General features: G+C 65.0%; 16 protein-coding genes. 7 read left to right on the top strand and 9 right to left on the bottom strand.

The window, feature by feature from the left end; all coding sequences use genetic code 11:
- Nucleotides 1-66: 66 nt before the first annotated feature.
- The 3 genes from ACYOEI_RS25545 to ACYOEI_RS25555 all read right to left on the bottom strand — a co-directional run bounded on the left by ACYOEI_RS25545 (nt 67) and on the right by ACYOEI_RS25555 (nt 4373).
- Entirely contained in the window at nt 67-1872 is a 1806-nt protein-coding gene (locus ACYOEI_RS25545; protein ID WP_462852460.1) for a CRTAC1 family protein, read from the bottom strand.
- A 421-nt stretch (nt 1873-2293) separates the two neighbouring features.
- Entirely contained in the window at nt 2294-2830 is a 537-nt protein-coding gene (locus ACYOEI_RS25550) for a hypothetical protein (RefSeq protein WP_462852461.1), read from the bottom strand.
- A gap of 229 nt (nt 2831-3059) precedes the next feature.
- A complete protein-coding gene (locus tag ACYOEI_RS25555; RefSeq protein ID WP_462852462.1) occupies nt 3060-4373 on the bottom strand; it encodes a deiodinase family protein in 1314 nt (437 codons plus the stop codon).
- A gap of 2339 nt (nt 4374-6712) precedes the next feature.
- On the opposite strand from ACYOEI_RS25555, the gene ACYOEI_RS25560 reads away from it, so the two are divergent.
- Entirely contained in the window at nt 6713-6913 is a 201-nt protein-coding gene (locus ACYOEI_RS25560) for a hypothetical protein (protein WP_462852463.1), read from the top strand.
- 157 nt (nt 6914-7070) lie between these two features.
- Complete coding sequence (locus ACYOEI_RS25565) at nt 7071-8147, top strand: DUF1559 family PulG-like putative transporter (protein ID WP_462852464.1); 1077 nt, start codon at nt 7071-7073, stop codon at nt 8145-8147.
- Between the two features lie 140 nt (nt 8148-8287).
- Here ACYOEI_RS25565 and ACYOEI_RS25570 read toward each other — a convergent pair whose 3' ends face one another.
- The 3 genes from ACYOEI_RS25570 to egtD form a co-directional block, all read right to left on the bottom strand.
- A complete protein-coding gene (locus tag ACYOEI_RS25570; protein ID WP_462852465.1) occupies nt 8288-9061 on the bottom strand; it encodes an SDR family NAD(P)-dependent oxidoreductase in 774 nt (257 codons plus the stop codon).
- A gap of 66 nt (nt 9062-9127) precedes the next feature.
- A complete protein-coding gene (locus tag ACYOEI_RS25575; RefSeq protein ID WP_462852466.1) occupies nt 9128-9937 on the bottom strand; it encodes an SDR family NAD(P)-dependent oxidoreductase in 810 nt (269 codons plus the stop codon).
- Nucleotides 9938-10230: 293 nt separating this feature from the next.
- On the bottom strand, nt 10231-11244 hold the full coding sequence (gene egtD / locus ACYOEI_RS25580; RefSeq protein ID WP_462852467.1) for an L-histidine N(alpha)-methyltransferase: 1014 nt from the start codon (nt 11242-11244) through the stop codon (nt 10231-10233).
- Between the two features lie 542 nt (nt 11245-11786).
- Between egtD and ACYOEI_RS25585 the strand changes: the two genes are divergently transcribed.
- Nucleotides 11787-12470 (top strand): hypothetical protein, encoded by a 684-nt coding sequence (locus tag ACYOEI_RS25585; protein WP_462852468.1) that lies wholly within the window; start codon nt 11787-11789, stop codon nt 12468-12470.
- 178 nt (nt 12471-12648) lie between these two features.
- Here the strand turns inward: ACYOEI_RS25585 and ACYOEI_RS25590 are convergent, their stop codons facing one another.
- The 3 genes from ACYOEI_RS25590 to ACYOEI_RS25600 all read right to left on the bottom strand — a co-directional run bounded on the left by ACYOEI_RS25590 (nt 12649) and on the right by ACYOEI_RS25600 (nt 16744).
- Complete coding sequence (locus ACYOEI_RS25590; RefSeq protein ID WP_462852469.1) at nt 12649-13353, bottom strand: GntR family transcriptional regulator; 705 nt, start codon at nt 13351-13353, stop codon at nt 12649-12651.
- Nucleotides 13354-13467: 114 nt separating this feature from the next.
- On the bottom strand, nt 13468-16359 hold the full coding sequence (locus ACYOEI_RS25595) for a carboxypeptidase regulatory-like domain-containing protein (protein WP_462852470.1): 2892 nt from the start codon (nt 16357-16359) through the stop codon (nt 13468-13470).
- Nucleotides 16322-16744, bottom strand: coding sequence for a BlaI/MecI/CopY family transcriptional regulator (locus tag ACYOEI_RS25600; RefSeq protein ID WP_462852471.1), 423 nt, complete (start codon nt 16742-16744; stop codon nt 16322-16324). Before ACYOEI_RS25600 ends, ACYOEI_RS25595 begins: the two co-directional genes overlap by 38 nt.
- A gap of 223 nt (nt 16745-16967) precedes the next feature.
- Here ACYOEI_RS25600 and ACYOEI_RS25605 point away from each other — a divergent pair, with 223 nt between their 5' ends.
- The 4 genes from ACYOEI_RS25605 (at nt 16968) to ACYOEI_RS25620 (ending at nt 19960) form a co-directional block, all read left to right on the top strand.
- Nucleotides 16968-17468 (top strand): MarR family winged helix-turn-helix transcriptional regulator, encoded by a 501-nt coding sequence (locus ACYOEI_RS25605; RefSeq protein WP_462852472.1) that lies wholly within the window; start codon nt 16968-16970, stop codon nt 17466-17468.
- A gap of 151 nt (nt 17469-17619) precedes the next feature.
- Nucleotides 17620-18207: a YceI family protein gene (locus ACYOEI_RS25610; RefSeq protein WP_462852473.1), complete on the top strand. Its 588-nt coding sequence runs from the start codon at nt 17620-17622 to the stop codon at nt 18205-18207.
- 108 nt (nt 18208-18315) lie between these two features.
- Nucleotides 18316-19173 carry a hypothetical protein gene (locus ACYOEI_RS25615; protein ID WP_462852474.1) on the top strand — a complete coding sequence of 286 codons (858 nt, stop codon included), beginning with the start codon at nt 18316-18318 and terminating at the stop codon, nt 19171-19173.
- 133 nt (nt 19174-19306) lie between these two features.
- The gene (locus ACYOEI_RS25620) at nt 19307-19960 is read left to right on the top strand and encodes a hypothetical protein (RefSeq protein ID WP_462852475.1); all 654 of its coding nucleotides are present in this window, start codon (nt 19307-19309) and stop codon (nt 19958-19960) included.
- The last annotated feature ends 80 nt before the right edge of the window (nt 19961-20040 follow it).

The raw sequence follows: 20040 nt of genomic DNA on the forward strand, positions 1-20040 counted from the left end.
CCGGGTTTCGATGGCAGGCGAGTTCTCTTCATTCCCAGCACTGAAAATCAGCCCCGATGGCCGAGCCTACCGCGGCGTCTTCGAATCGCCAGGCTCGCCCGCCGGTGCCGGCCCAGGTTCGACGGGCTCCCGGATGGTGAGGAGGGTGTCGGCGGCCTGGGCTTTGAGGACGGTGCGACGACCGCCGGGCCAGAGGATCTCGATGGAATCGATCGCGGAGGCCTCGCCGAGTCCGAAGTGGAGGTCGAAGGCACTTTGGGATTGATACGTCGATCCGCTCCGGAGTTCGCGGAGTTGGGTCTTCTCGCCGGTTGAGACGAGTACTCGGGCCTGGAGGGCGGGGCTGCCGTGGCGGTTCAAGAGGCGGAGCTTGGTCCAGTGGCCCTTCCTCGGGGTCTCGTTGCGGAGGAGGATCGGGGGGACGTCGATCGCGGTCATGAGCACGTCGAGGTCGCCGTCGTCGTCGTAGTCGCCGACCGCGAGGCCTCGAGCCGCAGCCGAATCCTGGAAGCCGGGCCCGGCCGAGGCCGAGACTTCGGACAAGGCCCCCTTGTCATTGCGCAAGAGCATCGGCTTCTGTCGATAGGTCTCCTTGAGCCCCGGGACCGTGTCCACCTGGGGATAGATGTGGCCGTTGGCGATCATGATGTCGACGTCTGCGTCCTGGTCGAAGTCGAAAAACGTGCAGCCCCAACTCAGTGACATATACGTGTATTCTTTGAGTCGAAGGCCGACGCTGATGTCCTCGAAGTTCAGGCCGCCGAGGTTGCGGTAGAACGTCGAGTAGTCGTGGGAGAAATGCGTGGTGAAGATGTCCTGGAGGCCGTCGCCGTCGAAGTCGGCCGCGTCGACCCCCATACTCGCCTGGGCGACCCCTTCGCCGCTCAAGCCCGCGCCGCTGATGGTGCCGATGTCGGTGAACTTGCCGGTTCCGTCGTTGCGGTAGAGGAAGTTCGGGTTCGAGTCGTTCGCGACGTAGACGTCGATATCGCCGTCGTTGTCGAGGTCCGAGGCCAGGACGCCGAGGCCGTACGACTCGGCCAGGTCGGTCATGCCGACTTCCTCGGTCGCGTCGCGGAACGTCCCGTCGCCGTTGTTGTGATAGAAGTGGTCCTTGCCGCCCCGCAGCCCGAACGGCCCCGCCATCACCTTGATCGTGTCTTGCCAGAGCGTCGTCCGGCGCGCAGCGAGGACTTCGTCCAGGGTGGCTTCGATGTAATTCGCCACGTACAGGTCGAGGTGTCCGTCGCCGTCGGCGTCGAAGAACGAAGCCCCGGAGCTCCATCCTTGAGTGGCGACCCCGGCATGCTCGGCTACCTGCTCGAACGTCCCGCCGCCCCGGTTGCGATAGAGGCGGTTCGTGCCGAAATGCGTGATGTAGAGGTCGACGTGGCCGTCGTTGTCGTAGTCGGCCGCGCAAACACCACACCCCCACCCCTCGTCGGCCACCCCCGCGCGGTCGGTCGCGTCCTCGAACCGGCCGCCCCCGAGGTTCCGATAGAGGGCGTTCCTTCCCTTCTCTCGGACCCTCGACGGATTCTCATCGAGCGCCCAGCCGTTGACGACGAAGAGGTCGAGTTTGCCGTCCTCGTCATAGTCGATCATCGCGGCGCCCGAGCCGACCGACTCGAGCAGATGGTCTTTATCCGTGCCGCCGCACCACAAGACCCGCGAGAGCCCCGATTGTTTCGCGACGTCCACGAATCGCGGATTTGGGTCGAGGACCGGCTCAGGCTTCGGGGCCGCAGGTTTTGGTGTTGGAGGTTGAGGGGGCGACTGCGTCGCCACACGGTCCGGAGACTCGCCTCCACCACACCCGACGAAACCCGCCGCCGACACCAGGACCGAGACGACGACTCGCCGGATTTTCATGGACATATCCTGTTGATACGCCGGACGGCCATCGTCCGGGCATGCTGCGAAACCGGTGGCGGGCGGGTCTGTGCTCCACCCTGTGAGGTCACGATCCGTGTAGGGGGGCATCGCCCACCAGGCTTTCCCAACGACGATGGGCGGTGCCCACCCAACGCAAGGCTCCTGACGAGATCGACGCCGACATCCCCTCACGGGGCCTTGCTGCCGACTCCGATGGAGACCTGGTTGGCTCAAGGTGCGAACTCGGTGCAGCCACACGCATCGGCGGTGTGGTGTCGCTCCTGCGTAATCTGGGTAGCACCGGTTGTGCCAACCGGTGCTACCCTTAATCCGCTACCTCCAGCACCGAGTTGCCCCTTGGGCCGATCCGGCCTTTCAGAAAAAGCCGGGGTTTCTGCCGGGGTTTCGGGACAGGCACTCATTCCTCGGCGATCGCCTTGGCGAAGAGCGTTTCGAGTTCACCGCCGACCGCCCTGATGTCGTCGGTGCTCGCCTTGGCGCCGAGCTGGGCGACTTTGCGAGAGAGGGCGAGGAGATCCTTCTTCTCCTTGCTGTTGATGAACATGTAGTCTTCCTTGGTGACCACGTCGGTGTTGTGGGTGTGGCCGGCCTTCGAGAGGCGCTGGCGGACGGCCTGGATCCGCTTGTCCCCTTCGTTGGCGACGTCGCCGATGGCGGTCGCCGCGGATTCGAGGTGGGCGGCCCGGGCCCGTTCGTCGGAGGCGGCCATGCGGAGATGGCCCTTGGCCGCGGCGTTGTAGCCGAGGAGGATGCTCTTCACCAGCTCGTCTTCGGTGCGTTCGATCTCGATGATGGCCGTGGCGAGATGCTCATAGGTGAGCGCCGCGGACTGGTCCATCGCCTGCTCCGACTTCTCCGCGGTCTTCGTTTGGCCGAAGGCCTGCAACGTCAACAAGGCGACGCCGCCGATCAGGATCGAGGCCAAAACTTTCATCGGTGCAGCTCCAGGGTTGGGAGTGATGGAACACAAGTACACACCACGCATCCCGGCCTCCTCAATCCAACGATCGAGGAAACGTCAGGACGGGGTGTAATGCCGTCGGTCGAGTCCGACCGCCGTTGCGGCTTCCCGGTTCCTTCGAGGCTTCGGGACACCGTCGTGGTCCGACCGGATTCGACCCGACCGGGTTGCGACGAATCCCCTTCCCACCCCTCGCGGACGATCAGTCCGGCCGTTTCGTTCCACGGCCGAGCGACAGACCGGCGGCACCGGTCGCCTCGCCCTGCGGGCCGGGACGGGTGGCGTCGGCACTCGCGGGCACCGTCGACGAGGGTTGATCCTCGCGAAGGACCCAAAGGAGTGCCTGTTCCATCTCGTCGGGTTTGAACCCGAAGGGGCCCCGACCGCTCTTGTACGCCACTTGGCCCTGCCGGTCAATGACGTAGAGGCGGCTCGGCATCCCGCTGTAGCGAGCACCGACGTGATCGTCGAGCGTGTCGACGACCATCGGCAAGCTCAGGCCCATGGTCCGGCTGCACGTCTGGGCGACGTCTCGGCGCTCCCCATAGTCGCGTGGTTGCGGGAGGGCGACGCCGGACCGGAGGTTGCTCTCCAGTTGCCAGCCATCGGTGGGATGGGCCTCGCGGACGTAGACCATCAGGAATGTGGCCCGGTCCCGGTGGCGGAGGTAGACTTTCTCGACATTCCCCCCCTGCCCTCGGAACGGGCTGCACGTGAAGTTGCCGAAGACCAGGACGACCGGCTTGGGGCCGATGAGCTTCGACAGCGTCACCTCCTCAGCCTTGTCGACGGTCTTCAACGTGAAGTCCGGCACCGAGTGTCCGAGCGCGGGGCCAGGTTGGAGGGAGCCGATCTCCTGGCGGAACAGGCCGCGGACCAGAGTGGTGCGGCTCGGCTCGGAAGAATTGGAGGACGAGACGCGGCGTCTCGGCCTGACGAAGCTGTCGCGAAGGTCGGTTTGCGACAGGTATCCCCCCTCCGCACCGCCGAGGGCGTCGAAGAGGGCGTCGAACTCCTCGCGGGTGATCTTGCCGTTGCCGTCGCGATCGGCCTGATAGAAGGCCATCAACCCGGGCGAGGGGGTCAGGGCATGTGCGGAGAAATCGAGGTCCGGCGGCGAGATCACGCCGTCGTGGTCGCGGTCGAGCCGGTCGAAGTCGGTCGCGGGGCCGGCGAACTCCTCCCTCGAGATCGCACCATCCGCATCCCTATCGAAGCGGGACGCCAGCCGTTTCCAATCGAAACGCGTCTGGGCGACGGCCTTGCGGAACCAACCGTCCTCCGGACCGAGTTGGCTACCCGACAGGATGTCGACGAACATCGCCACCCATTCCGGATGCCCCGGCCAACGGCTCTCTAACCGCTCGATAGGACGAGGTTTGGTCTCTGGGGAAACCGGAGTCGCTTCGGCCCCTCGAGTGGAACCGCTCGCACCCAGGACAGTCAGCGCAAACGCGGTTGCCAGTGTGATCGGCCGACGCACGCGTCGAAGCACCTGGGCACAACGCAGGGTCATGGTGCGGATCCTCTCGATGCTCAACTCGATGGGGAAAGGCCCTGCATGATTCGCTTCAAGGCGTCGCGCGACCAAGCTTCCCGCGTAGGTTCCAAACTCTCGCCACGATACGGTCCCGACGTCGAGGACGTCGGGACCAGTCGCTTCGACCGCTCAGACCACCGACATGCAGAGTACGAACGCAGAGACGAGGAAGATCATGACGAAGTTGACGACCTTCCAAGCCTTATCTTCAACCTGACGAACCATCGTGGGATACATGGTAGGAATCTCCCCTCAAGCTCGGGAATGCGACCGGATGAAAGAATGAAGACCAGTTCGACGGCTCATTGCTGAGCCTGCCGCGGAGCGTCGACGATTTCGGGCTCCAAAGACTCCTGGAGAGCTTTGACACGCGACACGCCCAAAAAGCACAAAGGCTCGAGGAGTGTCGCGACATACCCGAAACTGGTCGGAGGAACCGCCCAACGGCCGCATGTTGCGTAGTTCGGACACGCTTCGCGTCAGCTCTCTCATTCGTAGGGATTAGGGAAAAGGTTCGGTAAGAAACTTTCCCTAGCACGAATCGGGAGTCGTTGCGGAAGGCGAGTCGAACGGTCGCGAGGAAGAGAAGACCTCGCGAGAGGACGCCTCAGCGGGTGGTCGAAAGTCGAGGAGGTCGGTCGATGGACTCGGTCCGCATCAGCGGGTGTCGAGGCGCATTCTCAAGGGTAAGGAGGAAGAGATCGGGATCGCTCTCTGGCGAAGTGGGCAGGACGCAACACCAGCGATCGATCCGTTCGGGTGCAGGCGGCGGAGGTGAAGCCGGAGTCTGCGATCGACCTGAGCAGGTCGGCCCCGAACAAGGTGGCGGATCCAAGGGTACCGGCGAGTCGGAATCGACCTCGACCTGTGCGGGATCCATGCTGGCCAGGAGCTGCGACGGGAAAAGTCCCGCGCGGTCCGAGAGGGAAATGGCGTGCTGGCCGCAAGAGGCATCTGCCGTCGACGGTACGATGGCCCCGAAGACCACGAGCGTCAAGAACGCCCCGGCCATCAAGGTTACCGATCGTGCCGAAGACGGAATCTTCATCGGACCTCTCTTTGGATGAAGAGGGACGATATGAGCCTTGCTACCAACATACCCCGCGTTCCCCGGTCTGCAAGAGCAATCCTTCAAAGATTCTCATGCATGCCCCTCACTCCTAGTCGTGCCGGACTCAAATCCCTGTATCGGTCTCGGTGCAAGCTCGGTGCTCACGATGGAGCATCGAGAAAGGCCGCCACAGGCTTTCGTAAAGGTGGGCATCGCCCACCGACACTGGGAAAAACCGGTGGGCATCGCCCAATGACAACTGGGAGAAGCTGGTGGGCGGTGCCCACCCTACAAGACTGGAGTGTGATTGCCCTGGCTCATCGACAGACACGTGGCGGAGGAACGACCGAGGTGATCGTTCCCTCGTCAATCGTACAATCGAGAGACAAATGCACGCATGCAACCATCCATCAATCCAATGATTCACGAGGAAAGGTTGAGGTAGCTTTCCTGTCCTTCATCCAGAAGCTCAACCCCCGGGGAACCCTCGAAACTGCAATGTGCGCCGCACAACACAATCGATTCCCCTGCTTTCGAAGACGCTGACGGCAGAGCAAGGCCCTGTGTCTCCACAATCCCCTCGTTCAGGACTCGGGATTGGGGCACAGCGGCCAGGCCTGGAGAACCAAACACCCAATGCATCGCGACTTCCTCGCAAAATATGAAGGATGGATGTACGCAGCCATTGACTTCCGGCCGGATGTCCCTTAAATTAATCAGGGTAGTGTATCGAGGGATAAATACATTCCCTCGCGACGAGCAGAAGAGGTCCCCCCCGCTCCAGAGTTCGCGTTGACGCGACGACCCTAGAGGGTCGTCGCGCGGACATCACCGTCCCCGGGGGTTTGGCCCGAAGTGAAGGCGACCGTGGTTGACGCGAGGCCCGAACGGGCTTCGTCGCGGCGATCGTTCATCTTTTCAAAAATGACACTTGTCATTAGCCAAAAAGATAAAACGGTTTCCATCGACTGTCACACGGATGATATCACGCAGTAAGTCTTGCGAATTGCTCGCCGGAGACCATCCTCGAGAATCGGGCCCGGGCCCCGGGCCGGTCCTCAACGAGAGGGGACGCCGATCGCGTCGCCCCTCGCTCCGCCACGCCCCCCCGCGGAGAGCCGCGGATTTCGGATCGCGACGCCTCCGGGGATGCACCGGGCCGTCGAGCGTGGCTTGTTGCGCCCTCCGAATTTTCATACGAACACCCGTATGAAATTCGCACTCCTCACCCGAATCGGCCCCTCCGGGCCAAGGCATGTGACGCATGCGCAAGGTTCTCTTCGTCCGCCGGATGTCGATCGCCATCGCGGCGGGTTTCGTGATCTCCGTCATGCCGGGATGCAATAACGGGGGCGAAGACCCCGCGATCTTCAAGCCCGTGGACGCGAGCAAGGCTTCGACGAACAGTGCAGACGCCCTGGTGAAGGTCACCCCCAAGAAGCATCGGATGCGGGCCAGGCGATAAGCGCCGGACGCGCCCCCGGGTCGTGAGCATTCCAACACTGTCGACGGCGCGACGGGCCAGGGCCCGCTCGCGAACGTCCAAGGGTCTCTGTACGCCCGGGCCGAGTCAAGGCCGGGCGTCTCGAATCGGTATCCTCTTTTCTCGCAGGAGTCCGTGGATGATCCTCAAGCGTCGCGGTTTCACGCTGATCGAGCTGCTGGTGGTGATCGCGATCATCGCCGTGTTGATCGCCTTGCTGTTGCCCGCCGTGCAGGCTGCCCGCGAGGCCGCCCGCCGCGCCCAGTGCGTCAACAACCTGAAGCAGATCGGGTTGGCGATGCACAATTACATCTCCACAAACGAAACAATCCCCCCCGCGGGCATCACGGACGTCAACGGCCTGACCTCGGCCAACGGCAGCAACGTCATCCCCCCCTCGCCGCAGAACGCGTCGGTCTTCGTCAGGCTCCTCTCGTTCATCGAGCAGCAGCAGGTCTTCAACGCCTACAACTTCTCGGTGGGCGACGCGTATTGCACCCTGACCCCCTACTCCTACGCCCCGAACACCACCGTCATGCAGTTGAAGGTCAACGCCTTCCAGTGCCCCTCCGACGGTAACCCGGGCAACTCGGGCACCATCGTCGGGTTCACCACCGGGATCGTCGCGACCACCAACTACACGGTGAACGGCGGGGCGAACCGCCAGTACTACGGCGGCACCGTCAACGGCGCCGCGTGGTGGGGCGGCCCCAGCACGGCGTACGGGCGCAAGGTGTCGATCGCCTCGATCACCGACGGCACGAGCAACTCGGCCGGCTTCAGCGAGTGGATCAAGGGCCGCTCCGGCGCCAATTCGGCCGGCAGGAACTTGGTCTACACCCTCACCGGAAGCACGTTCGCGCTCGGCAGCCCCCAGCTCGACTACAGCACCTGCCTGGCTTCCACCACCGCACTCTGGGACTACAAGGGGGAATATTGGACCGAGCAGGATAGCGGCCGAGGCGGCCCCTACTACCACATCATGACCCCGAACAAGCTCTCGTGCGCCATCGCCGGCTCGGGCACCGGGACCGCCACCCTCGCCGCGGGGACGATCGACACCTTCATCGCCCCGAGCTCCAATCACTCGGGCGGCGTGAACGTCATGATGCTCGACGGCTCGGTGAAGTTCGTCAAGGACACGATCGCCCTCAACATCTGGAACGGCCTCGGAACCATCAACGGCGGCGAAGTCATCAGCGCCGACGCCTTCTGACGATTCGCAGAGCCCGAAGCCCGGCCCACTCTCCGGGGCCGGGACTTCGGATTCTCGGACATTTGAAGTGAGTTTCGACATCGGATCGCCGTCGTCAACTCCCGCCTCTCGAAGGAGACCGTGAGGTTGATGACGGCGAATCAACGCGCGGTGTACCCACCGTCGACGGGGAGAATGGCGCCGGTGATGAAGCTGGCGTCGTCGGAGGCGAGGAAGGCGACGGCGGCGGCGATCTCGTCGCCCCGGCCGATCCGACCGATCGGGTGGCCGGCGACGAGCATGGCGAGGAACCCCTCGGCGTCGGCAGACATCGCCATCGCCCGGCGCAGGACGGGAGTGTCGACGGTCCCCGGGCAGACGCAATTGACGCGGACGCCCCGGGCGGCGTATTCGACGGCGAGTTGCCGGGTGAGTTGGAGGACGGCCCCCTTGCTCGGGGCGTAGGGGGCCTGGCCGGGGATCCCGGCCAGCCCCGAGATCGAGCCGTTGATGATCACGGAGCCACCGACGGGGTCTTGCGCGAGCATCTGCCGGACCGCCTCGCGGGCAGAGAGGAAGACTCCCTTGGCGTTGACCCCCATCACGTGATCCCAATCTTCGTCCGAGGTCTGGAGCAGATCCCCCGAGTAGCCGATCCCCGCGTTGGCGAAGAGGGTGTCGAGCCGGCCGAAGTGGGAAACCGCTGTCTCGACGGCGCGTCGGACGTCGTCGGAGCGGGTCACGTCCATGGCGACCGCGACGGCGCGATGGCCTTCGGCCCGAAGTCTTCCGGCCTCACGCTCGGCGGCCTCGGCCTGGTTGTCGGCCAGCACGACCGCCGCCCCTTCGCGGACGAACCGATCGACCGTGGCCAGGCCGATCCCCGACGCCGCGCCCGTGATGAGCGCCACCTTCCCTTCGAGCCGACCCTGCATCCGCGTCTCCTCGACATCTCTGCCCGGCCGGACGGACGTTGAACGCCGTCCTTCGGTCCGGGTGGATCACCAGTGCATCACATAACCGCCGTCGACGTTGATCGTCTGCCCCGTGACATTTCCCGCCCGGGGCGAGGCGAGGAAGACGGCCATCGCGGCGAGGTCTTCGGGCTCCTGCCATCGTCCGAGCGGGACGAGCTTCGCGATCTTCTCCGCGGCCCAGTCCTCGTAGGACGGGGGAGAACTCCCCGCCTGTCCGGCCGCCCAGGCCTCATAGACCGATCGGTTCAGGGCCGTGCGGACCATCCCCGGGCAGAGGGTGTTGACCCTGACGTTGTGCGGGGCGAGGTCGCGTGCGGTGCATTGCGCGAAGTTGATCAATCCCGCCTTCGACGCGCTATAGGGCGGGTCGGTCTGCGAACCGATCTGGCCGGCGACCGAGGCGAGGAAAAGGAACGTCCCCGTGCGGGCCTCGGACATCGCGGGGGCGAAGGCATGGGCCACGTTGGCCGCACCGATCAGGTTGACCCGGAGCACGCGGTCCCAGTCCTCGGGCTGGAGATTCCAAAACGGGAACCCGAACTTGCCCGACCCCACCCCCGCGGCGAAGACGACGTGGTCGCACCGGCCGAAATCGCGAAAGACATCCGCGGCGATCTGCCGCATGGCGGCGGCATCCGTCACGTCGCCAACGATCCCCGAGGCCCGGACCTTCCCGCTCGAGGTAAGCCCTCGCGCCGAGGCCGGTGTTTCGGGGTCACGGTCGACGAGGACGACATCGGCCCCTTCCTCGGCAAACGCATCGGCGATGGCACGACCGATCCCCCGGGTCCCGCCGACCACGACCGCCACATTTCCCGCAATTCGCAGGTCCATCTCTCGACTCGCCCCGACGACCTCAAACAGCCGCGACCCGCGGCCGCCGACGCCTCGCTTACCCTACCAGAGGGGACGGCCTACGCAAGGGGGCCGAATCGGAGAGCAAGACCCGCGTTCGTCAGGGGCCTCCATACTCCAGCAGAACCCACTTCCAGAGATTCCTCCCTCGTTCCCACGGAGACCGAGGGAACGAGTGATCAATCTCTCACAACCTATAGACAAGCCATAACGAGGACCGTGATAACGAGTGCATCGTCCGAAAATATGAAAATCGGACAGACGACGAATCGTCAGGCCAGCCGCCAGCGTTGGACTCGGAAAAGGCCCTGACGGTCGGTCCAGGCGGCGTCTTCCTCGAAGCCGGCGCGATGGGCGAGGTCGCGGAGCCCCTCGAGGGTGTACTTGTGCGAGCTCTCGGTGTGGATCGATTCGCCCTCGTCGAAACGGACGGTCAGGGACGAACCGGGGATCCGCACGGCCTGGTCGGAACGGCTAACGAGGTGCATCTCGACGCGGCCGAGTTCGGGACGATAGACGGCGCGGTGGGCGAAGGAGTCGACGTCGAAGTCGCCGCCGAGCTCGCGGTTGATCCGTGCGAGGATGTTGAGGTTGAACCGGGCGGTCACCCCTTGGGCATCGTCGTAGGCCGCCTCCAGGGTCGCGGCGTCCTTGGCGAGGTCGGTACCCAGGAGGAGCCGGTCGTCGGGGCCCATCGCATTGGCCAACTGGCGGAGGAGTTCGGCAGCCCCCTCGTCGTCGTAATTCCCGAGGCTCGAGCCGAGGAAGACCCAGAATTTCGGACCTTCGACCTCTTCGGCGACGACGGGCAGGGCGTCCTGATAGGTGGCCGTGTGGCCCGTCACCCGGAGTTCGGGGAAGTGTCGCACGAGTGCCTGGGCCGACTCGATGAGGGCGGTCGGGGAGACGTCGATGGGGATGTAGTGGAGCCGGCCGTAGCGTCGCAGGGCCGCCGAGATCAGGCGGCGCGTCTTCGTCGCGCTGCCGCTGCCGAGCTCGACCATCACCGGGTCGCGTGACCACCCCGCGACCATGGCACCGGCGTGGTCGCGAAGGATCTCGTCCTCGGTGCGCGTCAGGTAGTACTCGGGGAGATCGCAGATCTGCTCGAACAGACGGGAGCCGGCCTCGTCGTAGAAATAGGGCCAGGGGAGCGTCTTCGGCCGGGACGAGAGCCCGGAGCGGACGGCCTCCGAGAACGACTCAGTCCCGGGATCCGCCGACTCCGACGGTCCCACAATCGTCAGCCGTCTCAGCCTGACTTCCGGCGCGGTCTCGAATGGCAAAGGGCACCTCAAGCGCAGAGTTCACCCGCCCTATCGCGGCAGGTGGCAAGTCCCCCTCACGATGCAACCGGCATGCCGATCACGGAGGGCGGGCCGAGGGGCGGGCCGGCCGACTGCGTGACGACCCGTGACGGGAAATCGGCAACACGCCCCGGGAAGGATAGGCAGGCGGTGAAGAGGAATCAAACCCCTACCGAGTCGATAGCTCGGCTCGCGTCCGAAGGTCTTGTTGAAATGACAAACTGATACCGAAGGTCAACCCGTCGAAGTTTTCCGGAATTCCTTTGCGATTTCTCTCAAGTGGCTGCGTATAATACGCTCGTGGGCCGGCCTCGGACGTCGAGGTCGGTTTCCAAAGTTTAGGCACGTGTCTTGCATCCACGGTTCGTCACCTCCCTGATTCACACCTCGCACTTCTCCGGTTGAACCGACCCAAGTTACGTGCCGTGTCCGGCCTCCCAGCAGGGACGCGGCCGAGCGCCTACACATTACCTGGTAAGTGGGCTCCAGGAGACGGCCCGCTTCCCGCAGGGATGGTTGCCATGTTTGCCCAGATCAGGACGGCGGCACTCTTGGGGGTCCTCGGATTGGGGACCGTAGGGTGCGCCGGCGTGCGCGAGGTGCGTTACGTTTATCAGGACGGGGAATCCGGCGTCGTCGGGCTCCCCGAGAATACGTCGCGATGGCCCACTTACTATCGCAAACATGCAGAAGAGTTGATGGCAAAGCACTTCCCCGAGGGCTACGAGATCGTCCGCGCCGAGGAAGTGGACGAAGGTTCGAGGACCCTGACCATCAAGGGGACGAACGCGGCCGAGATCGACGCGGCCGGGCCGGCCAACATGCTCTCGCTGGCGAAGCTGGGCCGGACCTCGAGCCGGACCCAATCCGACACGCTCAAGATTCGAGAGTGTCGCATCGTTTACAAGAAGTCCCGGCCCACGGACCACGGCGACTACGCCGAGCAAGCCAACTGGACCCCGCCCGTGTACGTCGACCCCAACATCCAGGCCCGCAAACCGGGGACGCCCCCAAAATCGGAGGCCGCGAAACGGACCGAGGCGCCTCGTCAGGCGAAATCCTCGCCGGATGAAGCGAAACTCGAGGAGCCGAAGCTCGAGGAGCCCGAGCTCATCCCGAATCTCGGAGAGATCTCGGAAGACAAACCGTTGTCATCCGAGAAGCCGGCCCCCCCTGCCCCTCCCAGCAAGTTCAAGGTCGCCTGACGATCGACCACGAACACGGGCAGGCGAGAGAGGACTGAAGCCGATCCGCAGTCGATACAGATCGACGCAGATAAACTTGAGAATTTTTAATATCTTTATCTGCGTCGATCTAAATCCCCGGACAAGTTCACCTGCCTGTGATTCCTCCCAGGCCAGGAGACGACTGTCCCAACCGACGCTATGACGCCTCGTCGACCCGCGCGTGGAGTTCTTCGGGGATCGGGAGATTCGGGGAGAGAGGCGACGCCGCGGGGGGGATCACCAGGTTGTTGAGAAACATCTGCGCGTGCTCGCGGAGGAGACGACCCGCGGTCTCGCCGTCTCCTTGGGCCAATGCCTCGACGATCGGCGTGTGGGTCTCGGCGACCGCGTCGAGCGGGAGCGTCAACTGGTTCAAGCGGATCCGGGTACGGACCTCGAGCATCAGCGAGTCCCAGAGACGCAGCAAGACCGCGTTTTCGGACGCCTGGACGATCCGGCGGTGGAATTCCATGTTGTGTCGCGCGTAGCCGTCGAGGTCCCGAACCGCGGCGGTGGCCCTGAGGGCCTCGAGCGAGGCCCGGAGCGGCGTGAGATGCTCGTCGCCCATCGGGACCGCGAGCCGGGCCGCCGAGTCCTCGAGAAGTCCGCGTACCTGCGTCGTCTCGTGCATCTCGCGCTCGCCGATCGAGCGCACGCGAGTCCCCCGGTACGTCTGCGACTCGACCAGCCGGAGTGCCTCCAGTTCGCGCAAGGCCTCGCGCACCGGCCCCTGGCTCGTCTGGAACTCGCGCGCGATCTGCAGCTCGAGCAGGCGGTCGCCCGGCTTATAAGTCCCATCCAAAATCCGTTTCACCAAGACGCGGCGGATCTCGCCACGAATGCTGTCGCGCCGCACTCCCATGGAACGCCCCCGGAAGCCCTCGATCCTACCTCCGATATTATGGATGGTTCATGCGAAATCAATCCATAACGGCGAATTCGGGGCGAGCCGACCGCCGGACCATCTCGGGGGGCCCTACTCCGGCGCGAGTATGAGGTCCTGATCGAATTCCGGCTTGCGCCGACGGACCATACCTTCCACCGAACGTTCGAGAATGGGTGGTACCTCTCGGATATGGTAGGTGAGGCCAGGGATGACCCGGTCGACTTCGATTCTCCCTTGTTCGTCGGATTTGACCGTCCGGCGTAAGGACGTAAACTCCCCCTCTCCGACCTTCGGCGCGACGGAGAACTCCCGCGAGGCCAGCGCCGCTCCTCGGGTTTTCTCGAGCGTCGTCCCCGCCTTCAGCGGCCGACGCATGGGTATTTTCAGCCGAGCCTTGGGATCGGGTCGGGCCTCCGTCCTGAATGAAATGGCCCCCGCCCACTGGCCATCCTCCGACTCGGCGTAGAGGCCGAGCGTCTGTCCCGAGGGGACATCCTGCAGGGTAAAGCGGCCCTCGTCGTCGGTACGAGGAGGATGGGCCCAACTTGAGTTGCTCGAGGAGGCGAACCGACCCGTCGCGACATGGACGGTCACTCCCGAGGCCGGTGATCCGTCGGGCTTGGCACAGATGCCGGAGAGGTCGATAAGACGACCGGCGATCGGCGGTATCGTCAGGGGGACGTGCTTCACGCCTCCCTGGAAATCGAAGGCGGTGTTTGCGCCCGGGTCGTCGTCCACCGCCCCTTCGAGGTAGGTTCCCTCGGGCGGCCCCGCGACCCCGAGATGGATTTCGGTCGGCAAGGAGTAGAACGTCGCCCGGCCCAGTTCGTCGGTGGTGGCGTCGAACCGGGCGCCGCTGCCCGTCTCCTTATCGAAGCCCCAGACCCTCGCGCCGGCCACCGGCTTCCTCGTCCCTTGCTCGACGACCGTGACACGGATGAGGCCCGCCCTCCTGGCCTGGAGATCGAGCGTCGTTGGCTCGCCGGGCTCGAGGGTGAGGGTCTGGGTCACGATGGCGAACTTACCACCATCGATCCATATCTTGTACATTCCATTTCCCGTCTCGCCCGCGTGCCAGGCTCTCATGTCCCAGCCTCGTGCCTTCAAGCCGTCGAATCGATACCGGCCTCGAGCATCCGATGTCGCTCGCTCGAAGCTCCAGAGGAACTCGGTATGCAGCACGACCTCGATGCCCGCGAGCGGCTCGCCATCGGGTCCCGTCACCGTGCCGGATAACGAGGCCGAGGGGGTCAGGCGGATCGTGGTCTGCCCGGGGAACGCATAGGTCTCCGCGAAGCCAGGCTTCGTCGCGATGAAGTTGGCATTCGTCCTGGGGAGTTGCGAGAGAGTGGCCCGACCTTTGGCGTCCGTAATCGAAGTGAGGGGGCCTTCCTGAACTCGGAGTGCGAGCGGTTTCCGGTAGAGTGGCGAAGCCGAAGACAGGTCTCCCAAACCAAGGGCCGTGACGATCGCCCCCTCGAGGGGCCGGTCCTTGCTGTCGACGACGGTGATGGTCCGGCGGATGGGCTCGGTGAGGATGAGATCTCCCTGGAACGAGGATGTGGCATCGGGGACGACCAGCCAGCCGACGGCGAGGCCGGGGTGGTCGGCGAGCAGCACGCGACGCGGGAAGTCTCTCGTTTTCGAGGGACGCGGGGCTTGCAGGGCCCCATCGAGTCGGAACGAGCCGTCGGGTTCGGCCTTGGTCTCTTCGACCAGCGTGTTGAGACGCTCCCAGAGGCTGTCCCTGTGATAGAGACGGACCCGGGCCCCATCGACGGGCTTCCCTTTGCTATCGAGCACTCGACCAAGGATCCGTGGTCCCTCGGGGGGGGCAGGTCCTTCGGCCTGTGCTGGGGAGAAGAGCGCGGACCAGCCGACGGCGATGATCCCGGCCATCAGCCCGGCGCCGGCCCACCCCGCCTCGCCTCGGGATGGGTTTGCCGAGTCGGGCAATACCAGCCGACGAACTCGGTCGCGCAACGATCCACCCGTGGCCGCCAGGCTGGGGGCCGGCGTGCTCCGCAGTTCCTCGAGGGTGAAGAGGGTGCGAGCGACGAGGAGGCGGTCGCCGCCGCAGAGGTCGACGGCCAGGTCGTCGCAACAGTGCTCGCGCTCGACGCGGATCCGGCCCGAGACCCACCAGACCGCGGGGTGGAAGAAGAGCAACGCCTCGACGATGACCTGAAAAGAATTGACCAGGAAATCGAGCCGACGAATATGCGCGAGCTCGTGGGCAAGCAAGGCCTCGAGTTGATCGACGGTCAGTCGTGCCAGGCTCGACACCGGGATCAGGACCGTCGGGCGGAGCCACCCGACGACGGAGGGGACCTCGACCCGACGCGACAGGAAGCATCGGACCGGGCGCCGGCAACCGAGGCGTTGTAACATCCGATCGAACACGGTTAGGAGCTCTCCGGACGCGGGCTCGATCCCGAGCCGCGTCAGGCCCCGAATCTCGACGAGCCCCAGGGCCAGTCGTAGTGCCAAAGCACACACGCCCAGGAGCCAAAACGCGACGGCCGCAGGCAGCCAGGCCTCGAGTCGAGCCCGCCAATCGCGTTGCCCATTTATCACGGGGGCCGATGCCACACGGGTCGCCTCGATCCCATCATCCTCCGGCGTAGGGCCAGGGACGACTTCTCGAGCCGGGATGAATCCCAAGGCAGGCTTGACCTCGGCATCGCCGTGCGTCGTCATGGAAGTTGGAATCGAATCGAGACGGCCCCGTAACGCCATTCCCCCGGGATGAGCCACCAGGCCCCGAACGGTGGTCACCACGGGGCACGCCACCATGAGGAGTAATCCCGCCAGGGCGACGGTGTACCGCAATTGGGCGGATCGACGGCGCAACGCCCGGAGAAGCGTCGCGACCCCGAGGCCGATGATCAGCCCCTGGATCAGGAACAGTACCAGGGCCCAGCCGATGGCCAGGACCAACGACTCAAACCATTCCGGCATTGTTGCCAGGGTCAGGTTCATCGCTCTCCCCCTCGATCTGATCCAGCAGGGAACGGATTTCCGCCAGCTCCTCCGGAGAAGCCGGACGGGCCGACAGGGCCTGTAACACCAGGTCGCGTCCCGATCCTCCGAACGCACGTTCGATCAAATCCAGCACCAGTCGGCGCTGGGTCGCCGTACGACTCGGCTGGGCGCGGTAGACGTGGGATTTGTGAGCTTCGTCCCGCTCGACCAACCCCTTGGTCACCATGATCTGCATCAGCTTGAGCACCGTGGTGTAGCCGGTGTTCCGGGCTTTGCCGACGCGCTCGTAGACCTCGCGGACCGTGCTCGGCCCGCGCTCCCAAAGCACCTGAAGGATCGCCAGCTCCGCCTCCGAAGGGCGGGGTGTCTCCGGTTTGCTCATCGACTCTTCATGCTCCTCGAGCCCCACCTACGAAAGCGTTCGTAGGAGATTATACGAAGCGGTTCGTAGGTTCAAGCGTTTCCCTGATGCCCCGATGCGGAATCGGTCGTCGGCATAGTCGCCAAGGGGCGGGGGAATCTGGCTCAAGGAACGAGGCAACCGTCGCGTTGCCGAATCAGATTACTTGTTGACACAATATTCGTTCTTGCCTAAGATTCCGGTCATGAGCCACGACGAGGCGGAAAAGAAGGGGAAGGTGCGGTCGGTTTTGCAGGAGGAGATCAAGAAGCGCGACCCGTTCGATGTGCCGGAGCAAGAGGTGACCTTGAACCTCGCACGGACGCACGAAGTGCTCCAGTGCGAGTTTTCGAGGATGTTCAAGGCGAAGGGGCTCTCGCACGCGCAATATAACGTCTTGAGGATCCTGCGAGGTGCCGGGACGGAGCTCCCCTGCCTCGAGGTCGCGAGCCGGATGATCTCGCAGTTGCCGGACATCACCCGGCTCGTCGACCGGCTCGAAGGGGCCGGGCTCGTGGCCCGATGTCGGACGCAGGAGGACCGGAGGCTCGTCCTGATCCGGATCACGGACGCGGGGCGGACGGTCCTGGCCGAGCTCGATGAGCCGATCATCGAACTCCATCGTCGGCAGCTCGCACACCTGACACCCGAAGAGTTGGAGGAGCTGAATCGGCTCCTGGTCAAGGCCCGGCGGCCCGGCGGCTGAGATCCGCAGCGGGCGTCGTCCGTGTCATTGCAGTCCACCATATTGTCGTTGCAACAACAGTTGAGGCAGCAAAGATTTCAACGATCGCGACCTGGCGTACGCTCGACTCGCGGAGGGTCGAGTTCCCTTGAGTTCTCGAAAGGACAGTTCGATGATGCTGCGAAAGTTCTTCCTGGCGATGGGTCTGGTGTCCGGGTTGGCCCTGGGTTCGGGCTCGGTGCCGACGGCGTCGGGGCAGACCTTCACGGTCGACGCGGTGCATTCCTCGGTGATCTTCCGTGTCAAGCACGCGAACACCAGTTATGCTTATGGTCGGTTCAATGAGATCTCGGGCCAGTTCGCGATCGTCGACCAGAACCCGGCGCAGAGCCATTTCGACTTCCAGGTCAAGACGGCGAGCATCGACACGGGGAACGCCAAGCGTGACGAGCACCTGAAGAGCCCCGACTTTTTCAACGCGGTCCAGTTCCCGACCATCGCGTTCAAGAGCACGTCGGTGACGAAGACGGCCCCCGAGACCTACCAGGTCGCCGGCGACCTGTCGCTCCACGGCGTGACCCGCCCGATCAAGCTGTCGCTCAAGCGCACCGGCACGGGCAAAGATATGAAGGGCAAGGCGATCGCCGGGCTCGAGGCGAGCTTCTTCGCGATCAAGCGGAGCGAATTCAAGATGGCCAACATGGTGGGGCCGATCGGCGACGACGTGTGGGTGACCGTGAGCGTCGAAGGCGGCGAGTAACGCTTCAAAGAGTCGTTAAAACAAGGGGCCGTCGGGGAGGTTGAGGACGGGCCGATCGGCCCCCGCTCCCCGGACGGCCCGGCCCACTTTATCGAGGAGACGCTTCGCGTGGACGTCAAGATGTTGCTCTTCGGCGTCGGGCTCTCCGGGTTGGTTTCGGGGATCCTCTACGCCGTGCTCCTCGCGATCGGGTCGCGCGTCGGCTCGAGGAACGCGAAACCCTGGGCCCTCGGCCCCGCGCTGGCGGCGGGCTACCTCGCGGGCCAGGCCGCGACCGCCTGGCCGTCGTCGGACGTGACCGACCGGATCCCCTGGATCGCCCTCGGGGCGTCGCTCCTGGGATTCTTCGAGGCCCTCTGGCCGGCCCCCCTCTGGGCTCGCGTCGAGAATCGCCTCATCTTCGCGGCGTCGGCCGTGCTCGTCATGCTCGGGCCGGCGGTCCAGGAGACGTGGGAGTCGCGAGAGATCATGCTCTGGCTCTCGGGATTGGGCCTCGTCATCCTCGTCGCGTGGACGAGCCTCGAAGGTCTGGCCTCGAGGAGCCGGGGGGTGGCGCTCGCCCTGCCCTTGATCGCGATGACCGGGGGGACGGCCGCGGTGATGCTGCTGTCGGGGAGCCTGGTGATGGGTCAACTCGGGGGTGCCCTGACGGCTGCGCTCGCCGCGGCCTGGGTCGTCTCGTGGTGGGCCCCTCCCCTGGAACTCGGTCGGGGGAGCCTGCCGGTCTTGGTCCTGATCCTCTCGGGGCTCGTCCTCGAGGCCCACGTCTACGCCAGCCTCACCACCGTGGGCGCGGCGCTCGTCGCGGGGTCGACGCTGGCCCCCTGGGTCACTCGCATCGGGCCCGTCGCCAGGCTCGCGCCTTGGAAGGTGGGGGTCATCGGCACGGTGTTCGTCCTCATCCCGATCGGCATCGCCGCGGGGCTGGCCATCGCGGAGGCCGCGGCGTCGACCGTAGAATATTGATCGTCCATGATTTCGGCTCATGCCGCGAACCCGGGGGGCCGATAGAGACCAACCCGGGTACATGCGTTAGAATTGACAAGGTCGTGCGTTTGGCGCGGACATCCGGAACCGGCCCTCTCCGAGATCTCGACCCATGTGGAGGCTCTCCCGACCGCCGAGCGTCCCCCTGATCCTCCTGGCCACGCTCGGGTTCCTGCTCCCATCGGCCGCCCCCCCCTCGAAAGAACTCCCCCCCTTGAATGCGAAGGTCGTCGAGTTCGCGAAGGCGAACCTCGGGAAGAAGGTCGGGAACGGGATCTGCATCACCCTCGCCGTCGAGGCGATCCGCGACTCGGGGGCGAAACGGTTCCCCCTCAATCGGTCCGACGGCGACTATGAGTGGGGGGAGCGCGTGGAAACGCTGGCGGACGCCCTACCCGGGGACATCCTCCAGTTCCGCGACGCCCTATTCAAAGGGAAGAAGCGTCTCCCGAGGGGCCGTTGGATTTCCTGGCACCACGAGTACGCCCACCACACGGCGGTCGTCCTGGCCGTGAGCGAGGGGGGGCGGGTGGTCACGATCCTCCACCAGAATGCCGGGCGGGCGGACGCGGACGTGGCGGTGCGTCAGGTCGTCCAGGAAGGGACGCTCCGGATGGACTCGCTGCAAGCGGGGGGCTGGGTGCGGGCGTATCGACCGATCCCCGACGACCGCGACCCTTCTCGAAAGGGGCATCGACGTCGCGAGGGTTTCGACGAGGAATCGTCCGCGACTCGGGAAGGCGAACAGGCGTCCGGCCCCAACTGACGAGAGAGCCTACCAAGGTTCGGTCTGGGATCGAGGCGGGGATCGTCGAGGGGTGCGGCGGCCCCGGACCCGGGGTCGGG

The sequence above is a fragment of the Singulisphaera rosea genome (genome assembly GCF_054877945.1).